14 protein-coding genes are annotated in these 17,602 nt (G+C 68.2%); 1 reads left to right on the top strand and 13 read right to left on the bottom strand.

All coding sequences use genetic code 11. The features are described from left to right. Position 1 precedes the first annotated feature (1 nt). The 6 genes from BW730_RS19465 to BW730_RS13300 form a co-directional block, all read right to left on the bottom strand. Positions 2-1,150 carry a glycoside hydrolase family 3 protein gene (locus BW730_RS19465; protein WP_226996811.1) on the bottom strand — a complete coding sequence of 383 codons (1,149 nt, stop codon included), beginning with the start codon at positions 1,148-1,150 and terminating at the stop codon, positions 2-4. Then, the gene (locus BW730_RS13320; protein WP_077686679.1) at positions 1,147-2,160 is read right to left on the bottom strand and encodes an ABC transporter permease; all 1,014 of its coding nucleotides are present in this window, start codon (positions 2,158-2,160) and stop codon (positions 1,147-1,149) included. Before BW730_RS13320 ends, BW730_RS19465 begins: the two co-directional genes overlap by 4 nt. 3 nt (positions 2,161-2,163) lie before the next feature. After that, positions 2,164-3,243 carry an ABC transporter permease gene (locus BW730_RS13315; protein ID WP_077686678.1) on the bottom strand — a complete coding sequence of 360 codons (1,080 nt, stop codon included), beginning with the start codon at positions 3,241-3,243 and terminating at the stop codon, positions 2,164-2,166. Continuing rightward, a complete protein-coding gene (locus BW730_RS13310; protein ID WP_077686677.1) occupies positions 3,240-4,046 on the bottom strand; it encodes an ABC transporter ATP-binding protein in 807 nt (268 codons plus the stop codon). The genes BW730_RS13315 and BW730_RS13310 overlap by 4 nt, the downstream gene beginning before the upstream one ends. Continuing rightward, positions 4,043-4,867 (bottom strand): ABC transporter ATP-binding protein, encoded by an 825-nt coding sequence (locus tag BW730_RS13305; RefSeq protein ID WP_077686676.1) that lies wholly within the window; start codon positions 4,865-4,867, stop codon positions 4,043-4,045. Before BW730_RS13305 ends, BW730_RS13310 begins: the two co-directional genes overlap by 4 nt. Positions 4,868-4,952: 85 nt before the next feature. Then, on the bottom strand, positions 4,953-6,650 hold the full coding sequence (locus tag BW730_RS13300) for an ABC transporter substrate-binding protein (protein WP_077686675.1): 1,698 nt from the start codon (positions 6,648-6,650) through the stop codon (positions 4,953-4,955). 223 nt (positions 6,651-6,873) lie between these two features. Between BW730_RS13300 and BW730_RS13295 the strand changes: the two genes are divergently transcribed. Then, positions 6,874-7,527, top strand: coding sequence for a TetR/AcrR family transcriptional regulator (locus tag BW730_RS13295; RefSeq protein ID WP_077686674.1), 654 nt, complete (start codon positions 6,874-6,876; stop codon positions 7,525-7,527). Positions 7,528-8,606: 1,079 nt separating this feature from the next. Here the strand turns inward: BW730_RS13295 and arfA are convergent. From arfA to BW730_RS13260, 7 genes are all read right to left on the bottom strand, one after another. After that, on the bottom strand, positions 8,607-10,142 hold the full coding sequence (gene arfA, locus BW730_RS13290) for an arabinosylfuranosidase ArfA (RefSeq protein ID WP_077686673.1): 1,536 nt from the start codon (positions 10,140-10,142) through the stop codon (positions 8,607-8,609). A 25-nt stretch (positions 10,143-10,167) separates the two neighbouring features. After that, entirely contained in the window at positions 10,168-11,064 is an 897-nt protein-coding gene (locus BW730_RS13285) for a carbohydrate ABC transporter permease (RefSeq protein WP_077686672.1), read from the bottom strand. After that, positions 11,064-11,972: a carbohydrate ABC transporter permease gene (locus tag BW730_RS13280; RefSeq protein WP_077686671.1), complete on the bottom strand. Its 909-nt coding sequence runs from the start codon at positions 11,970-11,972 to the stop codon at positions 11,064-11,066. The genes BW730_RS13285 and BW730_RS13280 overlap by 1 nt, the downstream gene beginning before the upstream one ends. Next, complete coding sequence (locus BW730_RS13275; RefSeq protein ID WP_077686670.1) at positions 11,969-13,294, bottom strand: substrate-binding domain-containing protein; 1,326 nt, start codon at positions 13,292-13,294, stop codon at positions 11,969-11,971. The genes BW730_RS13280 and BW730_RS13275 overlap by 4 nt, the downstream gene beginning before the upstream one ends. A 352-nt stretch (positions 13,295-13,646) precedes the next feature. Further along, positions 13,647-16,085: a mannosyltransferase family protein gene (locus tag BW730_RS13270; protein WP_145952867.1), complete on the bottom strand. Its 2,439-nt coding sequence runs from the start codon at positions 16,083-16,085 to the stop codon at positions 13,647-13,649. A 70-nt stretch (positions 16,086-16,155) separates the two neighbouring features. Beyond that, a complete protein-coding gene (locus tag BW730_RS13265; RefSeq protein WP_077686668.1) occupies positions 16,156-16,716 on the bottom strand; it encodes a TetR/AcrR family transcriptional regulator in 561 nt (186 codons plus the stop codon). Continuing rightward, the gene (locus BW730_RS13260) at positions 16,709-17,524 is read right to left on the bottom strand and encodes an alpha/beta fold hydrolase (protein WP_077686667.1); all 816 of its coding nucleotides are present in this window, start codon (positions 17,522-17,524) and stop codon (positions 16,709-16,711) included. Before BW730_RS13260 ends, BW730_RS13265 begins: the two co-directional genes overlap by 8 nt. Between the last annotated feature and the right edge of the window lie 78 nt (positions 17,525-17,602).

Here is a 17,602-nt window from a genome sequence, read left to right as displayed (position 1 = left end):
GTCAGGGGAGCACGCCGTCGTTGCTCAGCAGCACGATCGAGCGGCGCGTCACCTCCACGTTGACCGCCTCGTGTTCCGGTGTGGCGATCTCGGCGGCGATGCGCTCCGCGTCAGGCCGACGCGGGTTCTCGAACAGGCCGAGGTCGAACTTGACCCGCAGCACCCGGGCGACCGCGCGGTCCAGGTCGGACTCGCGCAGCAGGCCCTGGTCGATCGCGTCGAGGGCCCCCTGGTAGAAGCCGGGCGTCGTCATGATCATGTCGTTGCCCGCCTTGACCGCGGCGGCGGAGGCGTGCGCGTAGTCGGGCTGCACCTGCTGCTCCCACACCATCCGGCCGACGTTGTCCCAGTCGGTGATCAACATTCCGGTGTATCCCCACTCGCCGCGCAGCACGTCGGTGAGCAGCCAGTCGTTGACGGTGATCGGAACGCCGTCGGTGCTCTGGTAGCCGAGCATGAACGTGCCGGTGCCCTCGCGGGCGACCCGCTCGAAGGGAGGCAGGAACCAGGACCGGAGCTTGCGGCGCGACAGGTCGGCCTCGCTCGCGTCGCGCCCGCCCTGGGTCTCCGAGTAGCCGGCGAAGTGCTTCGCGGTCGCCAGGATCGCGCGCTCGTCTGCCAGCCCGTCGCCCTGGTAGCCGCGCACCATCGCGGAGGCGAGTTCGCCGATCAGGAACGGATCCTCACCGAACGTCTCGTCGACGCGGCCCCAGCGCAGGTCGCGCGTGATGCACAGCACGGGGGAGAAGGTCCAGTGGATGCCGGTGGCGGCGACCTCGACGGCCGTCACGCGCGCGACGCGCTCCACCAGTTCGGGCGACCAGGAGGCGGCCATTCCGAGCTGGGTCGGGAAGATCGTGGCGCCCTCCCAGAACGAGTGGCCGTGGATGCAGTCCTCGCCGACCAGCAGCGGGATCCGCAGCCGCGTCCGCCCCGTCAGCTCGTGTGCCCTCAGCACCCGCTCGGGGGAGGTGTGCAGGATCGAGCCGACGTGGCGCTCGAGCACCAACTGGTCGAGGTCGTCGCGGGCGTCGAGTTGCATCATCTGCCCGACCTTCTCCTCGACGGTCATCCGGGAGAGGAGGTCGGCCACGCGCTCAGCGGCGGGGCGGGAGGCGTCGAGGTAGGTCTCGACGTGCTGGGTTGTCACTGCTTGTCTTCCTTCTTCAGTGCCGCGGGGCGGACGGTCGTGACGGCGGAGTTGGCGTCGATGCCCTGCTTGCGCAGCGCCCGGGCCCGCTCACCTGCGGAGCGCAGGCGCGGGTTGACGTACTCATCGATGCCGAAGTTGATCAGGGAGAGGGCGACGCCGATCGCGGCGATGCACAGGCCCGGAGGGAGGTACCACCACCACTGGTTCTGCCTGAACGCGCCCTGCGCGGAGGCCCAGTTGAGGATGGTTCCCCAGTTGTAGGTCGTCACCGGGATGACGCCGATGTAGGAAAGCGTCGTCAGGCTCAGGATCGCGGCGGTCACGGTGCCGACGAAGCTGGCGGCGATCAGCGCCATCAGGTTCGGCAGCATCTCGACGGCGATGATCCGACGCAGCGGCTCGCCGTTGGCGCGCGCGGCCTGCACGAAGTCGCGGTTGCGTAGCGACATCGTCTGGGCGCGGAGCACCCGAGCGCCCCAGGCCCATCCGATGATGCCGAGCACCGCGGCGACGATCCACAGCGGCGGGTCCTCGAACATCGATGCCACGATGATGATCAGCGGCAGGCCGGGGATGACGAGGAACACGTTGGTCAGCGCCGAGAGCGCCTCGCTCTTCCAACCGCTGATGTAGCCGGAGATGACGCCCACGGTGATCGCGATGACCGTTGCGATGGCCGCCGCGAGGAAGCCGACGACGATGACGCCGCGGGTGCCGAAGATGACCTGGCTGAGGACGTCCTCACCGAGGTGCGTCGTGCCGAGCCAATGCTCTGCCGACGGCGGCTTCAGCCGCAACTTGGGGTTGACGGCCGTCGGCGAGTAGGGCGCCAGGAACTCGGCGAAGATCGCGATCAGCACGAAGAAGCCGAGGATCACCAGGCCCGCGATCGACTTGCCGTTGCGGAACATCGCGAAGGCGGAGGCCAGCTTCGCGCCGAAGGTCTGCCCCTTCGGCGCGGGCGGGGTGGCCGCGACGGGGGTCTCGAGTGCTGCTGGGGTCGTCATGGCTCAGGCCTCCGTCTGGCGGGTGCGCGGGTCGAGGAAGGCGTAGGCCACATCGGCCAGGATGTTGGCGATCAGCACCGAGATGGTGATCACCAGGAACACGCCCTGCATGAGCGCGTAGTCCTTGCCGTTGGTGGCGTCGAGCAGCAGTTTGCCGATGCCGGGGTAGCTGAACACCATCTCCATCACGATGGTGCCGCCGACGATGAAGCCGAGCGACAGCGCGAAGCTCTGGATCTGGGGGAGCACCGCGTTGCGGGCCGCGTAGCCCCACAGCACCTTGCGGTCGGGCATGCCCTTGGCCTGCGCGACGGTGATGTAGTCCTCGTCGAGGACCGTCAGCATCATGTTGCGCATGCCGAGCATCCACCCGCCGAGCGAGGCGATGACGATGGTCAACGCGGGAAGGGTTCCGTGGTGGATCACCTGGCTGATGAACTCGGCGGACCACTCGGGCTTCATGCCGACGCCGTAGGCCTTGCCGATCGGGAACCACTTGAGGTTCACCGAGAACACCGCGATCGCGAGCAGGCCGAGCCAGAAGTAGGGGATCGTGCTGAGGAAGGTGGTGATCGGGATCATCACGTCGAGGCGGGAACCGCGGCGCCAGCCGATGAATGCGCCGCCGAGGGTGCCGATCGTGAAGGACACGATGGTCGCGAAGCCCACCAGCCCGACGGTCCAGGGCAGCGCGCCTGCGATCACCTCGGTGACGGGCCGCAGGCCGTGGAGCAGCGAGACGCCGAGGTCGCCGCGCAGCAGGTGCGACCAGTAGTCGAGGTACTGCTGGAACAGTGACCTGTCGGTGTCGAGGCCGAGCAGGGCGCGCAGTGCGTCTGCCGCCTCCGGGGAGATGTTGCGGTTGCGGGCGAGGTACGCGTCGACCGCGTCGCCCTTCATCATCCGCGGGAGGATGAAGTTGATGGTGATCGCGGCCCACAGCGTGAACAGGTAGAACAGGGCGCGGCTGCCGAGGAAGCGCCACGGGATGCGCGCCCGGGCCTTGACGGCCTTCGTGGCGGTCGTGCCGACCTCGAGGGCGTCGGGTCGGGGGTCGGTCATGGTCGGCTGCTCGGTGCTCATTTCGTTCCTCCCTCGTGCGACAGGTGTGCGAAGTGCTTCTCGGGGTCGGGTGAGGCGGCCCGCAGTTCGCGGGTGTAGGGATCCTGCGGGTTGAGGATGACGTCGTCTGCGGGCCCGTGCTCGACGACGCGGCCCTGGTTGAGCACCATGATCTCGTCGCTGAAGTGGCGGGCGGTCGCCAGATCGTGGGTGATGTAGAGGACGCCGAGGGCCTCCTCTCGCTGCAGGTCGGCGAGCAGGTTCAGCACGCCGAGCCGGATCGACACGTCCAGCATCGACACGGGCTCGTCGGCGACCAGCAGCTTGGGGCGGGACGCGAGCGCGCGGGCGATGGCGACGCGCTGCCGCTGCCCGCCGGAGAGTTCGTGCGGGCGTCGGTCGATGACCTTGTCCGGCTCGAGCCGGACGCGCTCCAACAGGCGTCGCACCTCACCCTCGGTCTCGGCCTTCGGCACCACGTTGTGCAGCCGCAGCGGGCGCTCGATGTGATAACGGATGGAGTGGTAGGGGTTCAGCGACGCGAACGGGTCCTGGAAGACCATGCGCAGTTGCTGGCGGTAGTCGCGAAGCGCCTTGCCGCGCCGGGGGATCGGGGCGCCGTCGAGCAGCACCTCGCCGGAGGTGGCGCGCTCCAGTTGGGTGAGGATCTTGGCGATGGTCGACTTGCCGCTGCCTGACTGGCCGACCAGGCCGATCGTCTGGCCGGAGGTCAGCGCGAAGCTGACGTCGTCGAGCGCCTTGAGCTGGCCCGCTCCGCGGACGTTGTAGATCTTGGTGACGTTCCTGAACTCGAGGAGGCTCATCGGACCACCACTCCTCTCTCGCCGGTCAGGCGCGGGAACGACGCCAACAGCTTCTTGGTGTAGTCGTGCTGGGGGTCGGTCCAGATCTGCTCGGACGTGGCCAGTTCGACGATCTCGCCCTCCTTCATGATGGCGATCCGGTCGCTGATCTCCAGCAGCAGGGGCAGGTCGTGGGTGATGAAGACGACAGAGAAGCCGAACTCGCGACGCAGTTGGGAGATCTGGCGCAGGATCTCGCGCTGCACCAGCACGTCGAGGGCGGTGGTCGGTTCGTCCATCACCATCAACTGCGGTCGGAGGGCTAGCGCCATGGCGATCATGACGCGCTGCCGCATGCCGCCGGAGAGTTCGTGCGGGTAGGACCGCATCCGCTGCTCGCCGACCTTGACGATCTCCAGCAGTTCCTTCACCTCGGCGAGCCGCTGCTTGCGGCTCATCTCGGGGCGGTGCACCTGGAAGACGTCGTCGAGTTGCTTGCCGATCTGCACCACGGGGTTGAGCGCGTTCATCGCGCCCTGGAACACCATGGAGATCTTGTCCCACCGGAACCGGCGCATCTCCTCCGCGTCGAGGGCGTTGACGTCGATGTCGTCGCCTGATGCGTCGTGGAAGAGGACCGAGCCGCTCGTGATGACGGCGGGTGGTTTGAGGAGGCGCTGCACGCCGTAGGCCAGGGTGGTCTTGCCGCAGCCGCTCTCGCCCGCGAGTCCGAGGATCTCGCCGCGATGCAACTCGAGGCTGACGTTCTTCACGGCCTCGACGGGGGGATCGACGTCGTAGACGACGGAGAAGTCCTGCACGGACAGAAGGGTGTCGCTCATGGGTCTCACTTTCGTGTGCTGAAACACGCGGGGGGCGGATGCACGCCCTGGTGCATCCACCCCCACGCGTCACGGTGTGTGGAGACTAGGCGGTCTTCAGCTTGGTGAGGACCATGACGATCCCGGGCTGGGTCGGGTCGCCGGAGGCGTACTGGTCGTCCGTGGACGGCCAGCCGACGTAGTTGCGGGTGTTGAACTCGCCCAGCAGCGGGTGAGCGCCAAGCGGGATGGCGGGCACGTTCTCCACGAACGCGGTCTCCATGACCTTCAGGGCCTCGGCGCGGTCGCCCTCGTTCGCTGCGTTGGCGTAGGTGTCGAGGGCCTTGGTGACGGCCGGGTCGTTGAAGCGGCCGAAGTTGAACTGGGCCTTGTCATCGACGATCCACTTGGGATCCATCGTCGAGGTGTAGAGACCGTACGCGTTGCCGGTGTCCTCGAGCCAGTGGATGATCATCTGGAAGGTGCCCGTCTGACGGGCCTCGTCCCAGCCGCCCCAGTCAGGCTGGTCGACCTTGACGTCGATGCCGAGACCGTTCTTGAGCTCCTCGGCGATCAGCGCCTGCTCGGTGTTCCAGTCGCTCCAGCCCGCGGGGACGGAGATGGAGAACGAGACGGCCTCGCCGTCGGGATCGACGAGCTTCTCGTCCTTCCACGTGTAGCCGGCGTCGGTCAGGATCTGCTTGGCCTTGGCCACGTCGACGGAGTAGTTCTTGTCGGCGTACTCAGGCAGGATCTCGTCCTTGAGCAGGTCGCCGAGGCCGCTGACGCTCCAGATCGGCTCCGACGCGCCCTCGCGGGCGATGTCGACGTAGGCCTGACGGTCGACCGTCCACGCGATTGCCTCACGCAGTGCCTTGTTGTTGAAGGGCTTGGTCTGCAGGTTCATGAAGAGCGTGCCTGCGCCCGCGGTCGGGGACACGAGGAACTGGTTGTTCTCGTCGGCGGCCAGGTAGCTGTCCTTGATCTGCGGGATGAACGCCTGCGCCCAGTCGGCCTCGCCCGAGACGAGGGCGGTGGTGAGGGCGGCGTTGTCGCCGTAGGAGACGTAGTGCAGCTCGGGAACGGCCATCTCGCCGCCCCAGTAGGTGGGGTTAGCGGTCAGGGTGACCGACTCGGTCGACCAGTTGGACAGCACGTAGGGGCCGGTGCCGACCGCCATGCCTTCGCCGGTCAGCGGATCGGTGTTCGGATCGGCGATCTTCTCCCAGATGTGCTTGGGCACGATGGGGTGATGCAGCACGCGGGCCTGCGAGGTGAACTTGGAGTTACCGAAGGTGATGACGACCTTGTCGCTGTCGGCCTTGATGTCGGTGATGTTGTGCGCGGACGTGTCGTTCAGCTTGCCCGACTTGACCATGTCGTAGCTGAAGATCACGTCGTCGGCGGTGAAGTCGGTGCCGTCGCTCCACTTGACGCCCTTGCGGGGGACGACCGTGAGCTGGGTGTAGTCCTCGTTCCACTCGACCGACTCGGCGAGCCACGGGGTGGTGCCGAGGTCGCCGGTGGGGTTGACCAGCGCCAGGGACTCGAAGATCACCTTTCCGTAGGCGTACTTCGAGGCGGACGAGTCGCCGAGATACGGGTTGTGCGACTCGGTGGTGATGGCGCCGTCGGGCTTGGCGATGGTCAGCGCGGCCGTGCCGACGCCACCGCCTCCCTCCGTGTTTCCGGTCGTGGGCTTGGTCGTGCCGCCGCTGGTCGGGTCGCCACCACTGGTGCCGCTGCAACCGGCCAACAGGAGTGCTGCCACGGCAGACATGGCGATCAATGGCTTCAGCTTCATTGCTGCTCCTCGGTTTTGCCCGCCTGCGGCGGGCTGTTCTTTCATCCAGGGATCCTGGAGTTTCGATTATCTTACTGGCCAGTAAGTAAGTTGCAACTGTAGGCTGCGTATTGTTAGCAATACGTGACCAAGTCGCACCCGGCACCACGCGCAAAGAGGCAGTGCCGGTGACTACGGAGGATCCACCAGGGAGCCTCGGGTCAGCCGATCGGAGGCGGTCCAGATGAGCACCCAGCGGCGCAGGACGGGCACGCGTCCGGAGACGCAGGCCCGCAGGCAAAGCATCCTCAAGGCTGCCACAGAGGTCTTCGGAAACAAGGGGTACGCGAACGGGACGCTCGCCGAGATCGCCGACCAGGTCGGCATGACGCACGCGGGAATCCTGCACCACTTCGGGTCGAAGGACCATCTGCTGCTCGAGGTCCTCACCTACCGCGACCAGACCGACGTCGAACACCTCACGGAGCGCCACATTCCTGGCGGCCTCGACCTGTTCAGGCACCTGGTGCGGACGGCGTTCGCGAACGCGAAGCGGGCGGGCATCGTCCAGGCGTTCGTGGTGCTCTCCGGGGAGTCCGTCACCGACGAACACCCTGCGCGCGACTACTTCATGCGCCGCTACTCGACGCTGCGAGCGGAGATCACGGAGGCATTCGAGCAGGTGTGCAGGGAGCGGGGCATCACCGACGCGGGGTCGATCCGCTACGCGTCGGCAGGCATCCTCGCGGTGATGGACGGGCTGCAGGTGCAGTGGTTGCTTGACCCGAGGGTCGAGTTGGCGGAGGCGACCGAGTTCGCGATCGAGGCCATCGTCTCGGCGGTCCTGAACCCGACCCCGAGCCCGCTGGCGGTCGAGGACGAGACGGCCGTTCGTTGAGCCGGCCTGCTGACGGAGTCGCGCCCTCCGCTCGTTGAGCCGGCCCGCCGACGCAGTCGCGCGGCCGTGTCGAAACGTCCGTGACCTGTTCGGGGTCGATGTGTGTGGGGGGTGTGGTGTCGGACCCCTCGACAGGCTCGGGGAACGGTGGTCGGGTCCGCGCGCTTAGGCCGGGAGCTTCGACCGATGCGGGCCGCTGGCGCGTCCCGCATGGCTCACCCAGCGGTGGTCGCGCCCTCCGTTCGTTGAGCCGGCCCCGCCGACGTAGTCGCGCGGCCGTGTCGAAACGTCCGTGACCTGTTCGGGGTCTATGTGTGTGGGGGGTGTGGTGTCGGACCCCTCGACAGGCTCGGGGAACGGGTGGTCGGGTCCGCGCGCGTAGGCCGAATGGCTTCGACCGATGCGGTCCGTTGGTTGAGCCAGCCCGCCGACGAAGTCGCGCGGTGCGTCGAAACCCTCCGGCGCCTACCCATCGAACTCGACCCAGGACTCTGGAAACGTCGCGAGGCTTCGACCGATGCGGGCCGCTGGCGCGTCCCGCATGGCTCACCCAGCGGTGGTCGCGCCTCTGCTCGTTGAGCCGGCCCGCCGACGGAGTCGCGCGGCCGTGTCGAAACGTCCGTGACGTGTGCGGCGTCTTGGGTGACGCTTGTGGTGTCGGACCCCTCGACAGGCTCGGGGAACAGTGGTCGGGTCCGCGACCTTGTCGCGAGGGCTTCGACCGATGCGGGCCGCTGGCGCGTCCCGCATGGCTCACCCAGCGGCTGCTGGTTGAGCCAGCCCGCCGACGAAGTCGCGCGGTGCGTCGAAACCCTCCGGATCTTCGCGCAGACTGGCGCGCCGTTGGCTGAGCTTGTCGAAGCCTCCGATTCCCGTGGCGTTCTGTGGTTTCGGACCCTTCGACACGGGCGCGGGGCGCCCTGCTCAGGGAACGGTCGTGGAGCCAGCCCGACGAATCACTCAAGATCGCTACAGCGTCACGAGGCTTCGACCGATGCGGGCCGCTGGCGCGTCCCGCATGGCTCACCCAGCGGTTCGGCCGCCCGGGGCGCGAGGCTCCCCGGGCGGCCGACTGGGTGTCAGTTCCTGGCGACGTCGAGTTCGATCGCGGCCCACGAGATCGGGGGAAGCGTGACCCGCAGCACCCCGTCCTCGATCCCGACCGACTCGAGCTTCCGCATCCCGACTGCGTCCTGTGCGACCTCGGTGTTGGCCGTCAGGCGGTCGCCGCCCTCGGGGATCGCAAGCACCTCTGCCGAGCGGATCGCCGACGCCGACAGGCCCCGCAGGTCGACCGTCACGTCTCCGTCGGAGTCCATCGAACGGTTCGCAAGGAACAGCGCGATCCTTCCGTTGGCCTCGTCCCACGTCGCGGCCGCGTCGACCGAGTCGACGTCGCCGTAGCGCTTGGTCGACTCCTTCGACGCGTCGACGGCGACCCGCAGCACCCGGCCCTTCGCCATCCGCGCCATCAGCGCGAACGGCCAGAAGATCGTCTGACGCCACGCCGGGCCGCCCTGCTCGGAGCGGATCGGCGCGATCACGTTGACCAACTGCGCCTGGTTGGCGATCTTCACGCGGTCGCCGTGGCGCAGCAGGCTGTGCAGGAACGTCCCGACGACGACGGCGTCGGTCACGTTGTAGGTGTCCTCGATGAGGCGGGGGTGCTCGCGCCACGTCTGCGACACGTTGTGCGGCTGGTCCTCGGTGTCGAGGCCGCTCTGGTACCAGACGTTCCACTCGTCGAAGGACAGGTTGATCTCCTTCGAGTGCTTGCCGGCAGCCTTCACCGCGTCGACCGTCGCGATGACGCCCTCGATGAACGCGTCCATGTCGGTCGCCTCCGCAAGGAACGACGCGGCGTCGCCGTCGTGCTCCTGGTAGTAGGCGTGCATCGAGATGTAGTCGACCTCGTCGTAGGCGTGCGTGAGGACGGTGTGCTCCCAGGTGCCGAACGTCGGCATCTGACGGTTCGACGAGCCGACCGCGACCAGTTCGATGCTCGGGTCGACAAGCCGCATCGCCTTCGCCGTCTCCTGCGCCAAGCGCCCGTACTCGTGGGCCGTCTTGTGGCCGATCTGCCACGGCCCGTCGAGTTCGTTGCCGAGGCACCACAGCTTGATGTCGAACGGATCCGCGGCGCCGTTCTTGCGCCGCAGGTCCGACCACGCGGTGCCGCCAGGGTGGTTGGCGTACTCGACGAGAGCGCGGGCCTCGTCGACGCCGCGGGTGCCGAGGTTGACGGCCTCCATCACCTCGACGTCGGCGGCCTTCGCCCACTCGACGAACTCGTGCAGGCCGAACGCGTTGGTCTCGACCGTGTGCCAGGCGCCGTCGAGGCGGCGGGGCCGCTGGTCGACCGGGCCGACGCCGTCCTCCCAGTTGTAGCCGGAGACGAAGTTGCCTCCGGGGTAGCGCACGACGCTCGCGCCCAGTTCCTTGACGAGGTCGAGCACGTCGGTGCGGAAGCCCCGCTCGTCGGCGGCCGGGTGGCCTGGTTCGTAGATGCCGGTGTAGACGCAGCGACCCATGTGCTCGACGAAGGAGCCGAAGATCCGGTGCGGGACCTCCGCGATCGTGAAATCACGGTCGAGCGTGATGCGTGCTGTTGACATGGAGTTTCCTTCTCTTGTTGAGGTGTTACTGGCCGCCGAGGCCGGTGGTGGCGATGCCCTTGACGATCTGCTTCTGGAAGATCAGGAACACGACGATCAGCGGCACGGAGGCGAGCACCGCCTGGGCCATCACCTGGGCGTACTGGACGCCGTAGGCGCTGATCACGGTCTGCAGACCGACAGGGAGGGTCATCAGCGTGGTGTCGTTGATGACGAGGAACGGCCACAGGAAGTTGTTCCAGGCGCCGATGAACACGAAGATCGCGACGGAGGCGAGGATCGGGCGCGACAGCGGCAGCACGATCGACCAGAAGATGCGCAGCCTGCTCGCCCCGTCGATCCGGGCGGCCTCCTCCAGTTCGATGGGGATCGCCTTGAAGAAGCGCGTCAGGATGAACACCATCGTCGGCGCGACCACCTGCGGCAGGATCAGGCCCATGTGGGTGTCGACCAGGTTGAACGCGAGCATCTCGTAGAACAGCGGGATGATCAGCACCTGCGGCGGCACCACGATGGACGCGAGGACGGCGTAGTAGAGCAGTCTCCGGCCGGGGAACTCGAGGCGGGCGAACACGTAAGCCGCCAGCGCCGAGATCGCCAGGGTGATGAGCGTGACGGCGACGGAGGTCCAGAGGCTGTTGAGGGCCCAGATCCACACGTTGCCCTGCGAAAGGATCGACGTGAACGCGTCGATCGTGACGCCGTGCTCGCCGATCCACGACGGGTTGGTGGAGGCCGCGTCGTTCTCGGTCTTGAATGCGGTGGCGACCGCCCAGAGGAACGGGAGCAGCCAGCCGACCGCGAGCAGCAGGAGGACGATGAACGCCGCGATCCGCAGGGGCGAGAACGGGCTGCTGCCCGGCTTGCGGGTGCGCTGCAGGTCGAGCTTTGCGCCCGACTGGGTGAGGGTTGTGGTGGACATCACTGCCCCTTCCGTCGGGTGACGAGCGCCTGGATGAGGCCGACGATGATGATGAGTGCGAAGAAGACGTACGAGATGGCGGCCGAGTATCCGAAGCGGTAGCCGACGAAACCAGTCTCGTAGATGTACTGGATGATCGAGCGGGTGGTGTCGCTGGAGACGCCGCCCAACATCTGGTACGCCTGATCGAAGAGCTTGAGCGACGCCAGGATCTGCAGCATCACGATCAGCGCGGTGATGGGGCCGAGTTGGGGCAAGGTGATCGACCAGAACTGACGCCAGCCGCCCGCTCCGTCGATGGCCGCCGCCTCATACTGCTGAGCCGGGATGTTCTGCAGAGCTGCAAGGTAGAGCAGGAAGTTGAAGCCGACGGTCCACCACACCGTCGCGATCACGATGGCGATCATGTTGGTGTCGGGGTTCTGCAGCCAGGCGATGGGTGCGATCCCGAACTTCGCCAGGAGCGCGTTCGCCGCCCCGATCTGCGGGTTGAAGATCCACACCCAGATCTGCGAGATCACCGTCGAGGCGAGCAGGTACGGGGTGAAGAACGACAGCCGCCACAGCCACTGGCCGGGGAGCCCGCGGTCGACGAGGACGGCCATCACGAGCGCGACGATCACCAGCGGGACCGTCGACAGGAGCGTGAACCACAAGGTGTTGCCCATCGAGCCCCACATGACGGGGTCGGTGAGGGCCTCCAGGTAGTTCGCGATGCCGACCCAGTCGCCGCCCGCGCCGGTGAGGGACTGGTCGGTGAAGCTCAGGTAGAAGCCGTGCAGGATCGGCCACACGAGGAAGAGGACGAATGCGATCAGGAAGGGCGTCAGCATCGCCCAACTGATCAGGCGCTCGCCCTTCTGAAGGCCGCCCGTTGAGACACGGATGGGTGCGGTGGTGGCGCTCATGCCTTCCACACTCCCTTCGGATCGGCGGGGTTGGGCTTGGAGAGTTGACGCGTGACGTAGTCGCGGAACTTCTTCACGGCGGCGCCAGGGTCGTCGCCGGAGAGCAGCACCGGCTGGGCCGTCGCGCCGAACTCGGAGTGGAACTCGGACCCGGAGCCCGTGAACCAGGCGGGCGGGTCGTAGCGGACCTGATCGGCAGCGACGGCGTAGTTGGCCTGCGGCATCAGGTCGGCGTACTCGGGCGACTGAGTGACCGGCAGGTAGGCGGGGATGTGACCGGCCGTGGCCCAGTCGAAGGAGTTCTTCAGCAGGTCGGCAACGAACTGGTAGGTCAGTTCCCGCTTGTGCTCGTTCGGCTGCGCCTGGTGCGGCAGGACGAAGGTGTGCGAGTCGGCATAGCTGGCGGGCGTTCCGTACATCGTGGGGATCACCGCCGCATTGAACGGGAAGCCCGCGGCCTGGACGGTGCGCAGTTCCCAGACGCCGGTGAGCAGCACGCCGCTCTTCCCGGTTGCGAACTCGGCGATCGCGGCCTGGTAGTCGGCCTGCGGTGCCGCGATCTTGCCGTCGAGCAGGGAGCGCATGAACGTCAGCGACGCGACGGCGGCGTCGTCGTCGATCACGGGTGCCCCCTCCTGGGGGAACTCCATTTCGGCGCCGTGCTGCGTGTAGAGCGTGTAGAAGAGCCGCCACATCTGCGAGCCGTCGCCGAGGTAGCCGTAGGACAGGCCGTGCGACTCGGACGCGCCCGTGATCGCCTGCATGACCTCGACGAACTCGTCGGGCGAGCTGATCGGGGGCAGGTTGCCGTCGCTGTCGAGGACGCCGGCCTTGTCGCAGATGTCGGTGTTGAACATCAGGACGAACGGGTGCGCGTCGAGGGCGACGGAGAACCGCTTGTCGCCGATCTTGCCCTTGTCCCAGATGGGTGCGCTGAAGGTGGACTCGTCGACGCCGAGCGAGGCGAGCCGGTCGATGTCCCAGGTATCAAGCAGGCCGCCGGGGGCGTATCCGCCGACCCGGGTGGCATGCATGATCGCGACGTCGGGGGCGCGGCCTCCGGCGCCCGCGATGGCGAGCTTCGTGTAGTAGGGGGTTCCCCAGGCCAGCACGGTCGGCCGGACGTGGAAGGCGTCCTGGGAGGCGTTGACCTTGTCGAGCAGGCCCGACATCGTCACGCCGTCGCCCCCGGAGAGGAGGTGCCAGAACTGTAGGGTCTCCGCCCCGGAGGGGGTCGACGACGGTGAGCAGCCGGCCAGCAGGCCGGCGCCGGTGAGGGCGGCGGCTCCGGTGAGGAGCTGCCGTCGGTTGAGGTGGATCATGTCACTCCTTCGTGACTTCCGGGTGTCCGCACAGATTACGTCGATTTTCCTCCGTTGTAAATCACCCGTTGTAAATGGTTGTTAACGGGAACTTGGCCCGGAGTGGCCCCGAGAGTGTGGGAGCGGGCCGCCGTCGGCGGCGGACGAATGGCCGTGCGGAGGGGGAGGGGCTTGAGCATGTTTGGTAACTCGTTTGCGATCTGAACGTTCAAACGCCGCTTTGGAGGCAACGAGCAACCAAACATGCTCAACGCAGGACCCGACCCCCGGGTGGGCCGCGGCGCGCGATGCGAAGAGCCCGCGGCGAGAAGAACACGCGGCTAGAAGAACACGCGGCTAGAAGAACACGCGGCTAGAAGAACCAGGCCCCTCGCGTGTAGGCGACGACCCCGACCGTCGCGATCACGGCCATGGCGAGCACGACGTAGGTGTTGGCGCGGTCGCGACGCTTGACGAAGGCCGCGATCAGGAACGCGAAGGGGAAGAAGGCGAGCGCGAGCCTGGGCGTGCTGTAGTACCACGCGTTGCTCAGCCCGATCAGCAGCGTCGCGCCGACGTAGATGCTGTAGCCCAGGTAGCCGCGCCACATCAGCCACACCAGGAGGATCAGCGAGAGCAACGCGAAGACGATCTCGAGTCGCCAGGTGAAGATCAGGTTCGCGCCGTAGTCGCCCTCCCAGGTGTGCCAGGTCGCCAGGAGACCGTCCGTGAAGCCCATGAAGTCCCGGCCCCAGCCCTCCTTCTGCACCTCCATGAACGTCCAGAACGACCCTCGCACCCGCCACAGGTACAGCCCGTACGCCCAGAACGGCAGCGACGCGACGACCATCGCCGCGACTGCCGAGGCCATCTTCTTCCAACTCGGCCACGCCCTGCGCGCCAGTTCGATGGCGACGCCGAGCAGCACGAACAGGCCGACCGTGCGACTGCCGACGGCGATGGCAGTGAAGACGGCCGCGGGCCAGGGTCGCCCGCGCAGCCCGTAGTAGAACGCGGGGACGGCGCCCGCCAGGAACAGCGCCTCGGTGTAGGGGGCCACCAGGAACACGCCCGTCGGGAAAAGGAGCAGATAGACGACGGAGCGCTCGCCGTCAAAGCCGTGCAGTTCGGCCAACCGGTAGAGGTAGGCGGACGCGACGAAGGTGCTGACCGCCGAGATCAGGAGGCCTGCGTGGACCGGTTCGAGGCCGATGGTCGTCAGGGCGCGAAGCGCGAGCGGGAACAACGGGAAGAAGGCGGGGGCGTTGCCCGCGACGATCTCGGGGCCGTAGCCGTGCTCGGCGATCGCGACGAAGTGGTAGGCGTCCCACTGCAGCCAGATCTTCCAGTCGAGGAAGGGCTTGACCTTGTCCGTGACCATCAGCCACTGCGTCGCGTAGGCCGCGCCCATGAACACCACGCGCGTGACGACGGTGGCGATCGCGGCCGCCAGGATGGGGCGCCGCCAGCGCGCCCAGGTCGTCGTCCCCACCTCGGAGGCGTCCGCCTCGGCGACCGTGCGACCGGCGGGTCGTGCGGCGACCCATGGGTGGTCGTTCAGTTCGCCGCCTAGCGGGTCGTCGGCCGACGCGGCCCTGACGGCGTCACGGGTCGGCCGGGCCACGTCCCACAGCGTCTCCGCGAGGAGCCATACGAGGACGCTGACCTGTGCGACCACCGTCAGCCAGTACACCCAAGGCGTGCCCGCCAGCGCGCCGCCGAGCCACGCCCACAGCCCGATCGCGTGGAGCGCCTGCGTGACGGTGACGGCGACCAGGTCGCGCCGGTTGGGTCGCGCCGCGACCACCGCGAGCAGCACCCACAGCGCAGTCTGCGGCGGGTACGCCGGCCCCGCGATCGCGACGGTGAGGACGACGATCGCGAGCATCGACCCGACGCGCGGGCGTCGCCCCGTGGTGCGGAGCAGGCCGAACAGGCAGCCGAGCGCGATGGCGATCACCGCGAAGCCGACCGACCCGGCGTGCGGTTGGTCGAGGCCGAGTTGTTGCGCGACGAACCACAGCGAGCCGGGGCCCGGCGAGCCGCCCGCCTGGGCGCGGTAGTAGTCCCAGATGCGGCCGGGGTCGATCGCGATCAACGGGAGATGGATCGCCAGGAACGCGGCACCCCAGGGGATCGCGAACCGGGCCGCGACCTCGAGCCCGCCGCGCAGGCCAACCGCGACGAGCACCCCGACGGCCACGGCGATGGGCATCGTGGCCGTGCAGGACGCGATCGCCAGCACCAGCGCGGCAGGCACCGTCCGCCGTCGGGCGAGCAGGGCAAGCCCGACGCCTGTCATGGCCAGCGGGATCAGGTCCCAACTGATCAGGCCCACGGCCAGCACGATGGGCGAGGCGGCGATGAGCAGCGAGTCGCGCGACAGCGCGTGGCCGACCCGGCGGCCGAAGTAGCCCGCCGCGCCGATCAGCGCCGCGAAACAGACGAACAGGAGCACGCTGGTGAGCCCGAAGAACGCGACGCTCGCGTCGACCTGCCCCTGGACGTCGGTGACCGCCGGTCGCCCGGCGAACGCAGTCGCGAGCCGGGCGGTGCCGAACAGGATGACGGCCAGGACTGGGGAGAGCGTGAGGTCGCCGCCCGTGAGCGGGGACGCGCCGCTGCCCATCGAGTCGGCGAGGAACGTGGTCTGGATCTCGCTCGCGCAACCGAGCAGCAGGTTGCGGGGTGCGCCGGGCGCGGTCGCGACGCACGGCGTCATCCGGAGGAAGAGCGCCAGGAAAAGGGCGGTCCCGACCGCAAGGGCGACCCCGTTGGGGGTCAGCCTGCGTCTGAGATCGCTTTGCTCCACGGCGGTCACGCTATCCGACGCGGGGAGCGGGCGCGGCCCGACGTCGAGGGATCGGTTCCCCGACCGCTGGCTACCAGTTCTCCAGGGCTGAGGTGACGCTGCTCAGCAGCCGCTCGAAGCTGCGGCTCACCTCGACCGGAAGCCCGAAGGCTCCTCGGGTCTCGAGGTCGACGAAGCCGTGGAGGCTCGACCGGACGAAGCGGACGGCGTCGACGAGGTCCTCGTCCCCGATGCCGAAGCCCTGGACCACGCGGAACATCAGGTCGGCGAGGGCGGCGGACGCGGTCTCGTCCTCGGTGTCGCCCGGCCGCGGCGCCCGCACCGTGAGCGCGTACTGGCCCGGATGGTCGGCCGCCCAGGCGCGGTACCCCGTGCCGATCGCCCGGACGGCGTCCGCACGTGCCGTGCCCGCGGCGGCGCGGGTGAGGACGTCTGCCAGGTCGCGCTTGGCGGCAAGCAGGATGCCGCGGCGCAGGCCGTCGACGCCGGAGACGTGCTTGTAGAGGGACGGAGGTCGCACGCCGAGCCGCTGCGCGAGCGTCGCCAGGTTGAGGCCGGCGTCGGGATCGTCGTCCAGAAGGAGCGCCGCGCTCTGGATGATCGAGGCCTCCGTCAGCCCGACCCTAGGCATCCGCGTCCGCCTCGAGGAAGGCGAGGATCGCCGCGGCGGTCGCCTCCGGCTGCTGCGCGTGCGGGTAGTGGCCGGCGTCCTCGATCATCGCCGTCGTGCCGTCGAGGGCCGACCTGACCCACTCCGCCTCCGCAGCGGGATCCTTGAAGTCGGGGTCCTTGGTGCCCATGACGACAAGGGTAGGGGCCTGTGCCGAGCCGATCGCCGCCTCGGCGTCGGCATGGCTCGTCCTGGTCGTGAGCGAGAAGGCGCGCGAGTGTCCCGGGCGCGCCATGGCCTCCGAGACCTGACGCCGGTAGGCAGCGAAGTCCTCCGGCTTCCGTCCGCTGTAGAGGGTCGGCAGGTACGCGTTCCACATGTGTCGCGCCCAGGGGCGGGCCATCAGGACCCGCATGGCGGCCCGCTGCAGGGCGGAGCCGTCGACGGGGTCGCGGACGAAGGGCCCGACGAGCACGAGGCCGCTGACGCGTTCGGGGGCGGCGGCCGCGATGACCGCAGCGCCCGCGCTCATCGAGTTGCCGATCAGCGTGGCGGGGGTGTCGAGGTGTTCGAGGAGGGCCACGACATCGGACGCCGTGTCGGCGTCGCCGTAGGTGGGGAAGGTGGCGTCGCTGTCGCCGTGGCCGCGGAGGTCGACGCAGACCACCCGGTAGCCTGCGGCCTCCAGCAGAGGGGCGAGGAAGCGGTACGAGGCGCGCAGGTCGCCCATGCCGGGGAGCAGGACGAGCGTCGGGCCGTCGCCGCGCACGTCGTAGGCGATCCGGCCTCCGTCGACCTGGAGGTAGTGGGTCTGCGTCGGTGTGTCCATAAAGCTAGGCTACATAGCCATAAAGCTAATAGCAATAGCTTTTGGAGTTGACTCTGCCTCGGGACCTGTCGAGGCAGT

The sequence above is a fragment of the Tessaracoccus aquimaris genome, assembly GCF_001997345.1.
GTDB lineage: Bacteria > Actinomycetota > Actinomycetes > Propionibacteriales > Propionibacteriaceae > Arachnia > Arachnia aquimaris.
Note: the sequence above shows the minus strand (reverse complement) of the source record. Positions and strands in the feature narration are given on the sequence as shown.

Excerpts from the sequence above, each read along its gene's own strand:
- BW730_RS13320 (WP_077686679.1), bottom strand. The coding sequence starts at position 2,160 with ATGACGACCCCAGCAGCACTCGAGACCCCCGTCGCGGCCACCCCGCCC.
- BW730_RS13315 (WP_077686678.1), bottom strand. The coding sequence starts at position 3,243 with ATGAGCACCGAGCAGCCGACCATGACCGACCCCCGACCCGACGCCCTC.
- BW730_RS13310 (WP_077686677.1), bottom strand. The coding sequence starts at position 4,046 with ATGAGCCTCCTCGAGTTCAGGAACGTCACCAAGATCTACAACGTCCGC.
- BW730_RS13305 (WP_077686676.1), bottom strand. The coding sequence starts at position 4,867 with ATGAGCGACACCCTTCTGTCCGTGCAGGACTTCTCCGTCGTCTACGAC.
- BW730_RS13300 (WP_077686675.1), bottom strand. The coding sequence starts at position 6,650 with ATGAAGCTGAAGCCATTGATCGCCATGTCTGCCGTGGCAGCACTCCTG.
- BW730_RS13295 (WP_077686674.1), top strand. The coding sequence starts at position 6,874 with ATGAGCACCCAGCGGCGCAGGACGGGCACGCGTCCGGAGACGCAGGCC.
- arfA (WP_077686673.1), bottom strand. The coding sequence starts at position 10,142 with ATGTCAACAGCACGCATCACGCTCGACCGTGATTTCACGATCGCGGAG.
- BW730_RS13285 (WP_077686672.1), bottom strand. The coding sequence starts at position 11,064 with ATGTCCACCACAACCCTCACCCAGTCGGGCGCAAAGCTCGACCTGCAG.
- BW730_RS13280 (WP_077686671.1), bottom strand. The coding sequence starts at position 11,972 with ATGAGCGCCACCACCGCACCCATCCGTGTCTCAACGGGCGGCCTTCAG.
- BW730_RS13275 (WP_077686670.1), bottom strand. The coding sequence starts at position 13,294 with ATGATCCACCTCAACCGACGGCAGCTCCTCACCGGAGCCGCCGCCCTC.
- BW730_RS13265 (WP_077686668.1), bottom strand. The coding sequence starts at position 16,716 with ATGCCTAGGGTCGGGCTGACGGAGGCCTCGATCATCCAGAGCGCGGCG.
- BW730_RS13260 (WP_077686667.1), bottom strand. The coding sequence starts at position 17,524 with ATGGACACACCGACGCAGACCCACTACCTCCAGGTCGACGGAGGCCGG.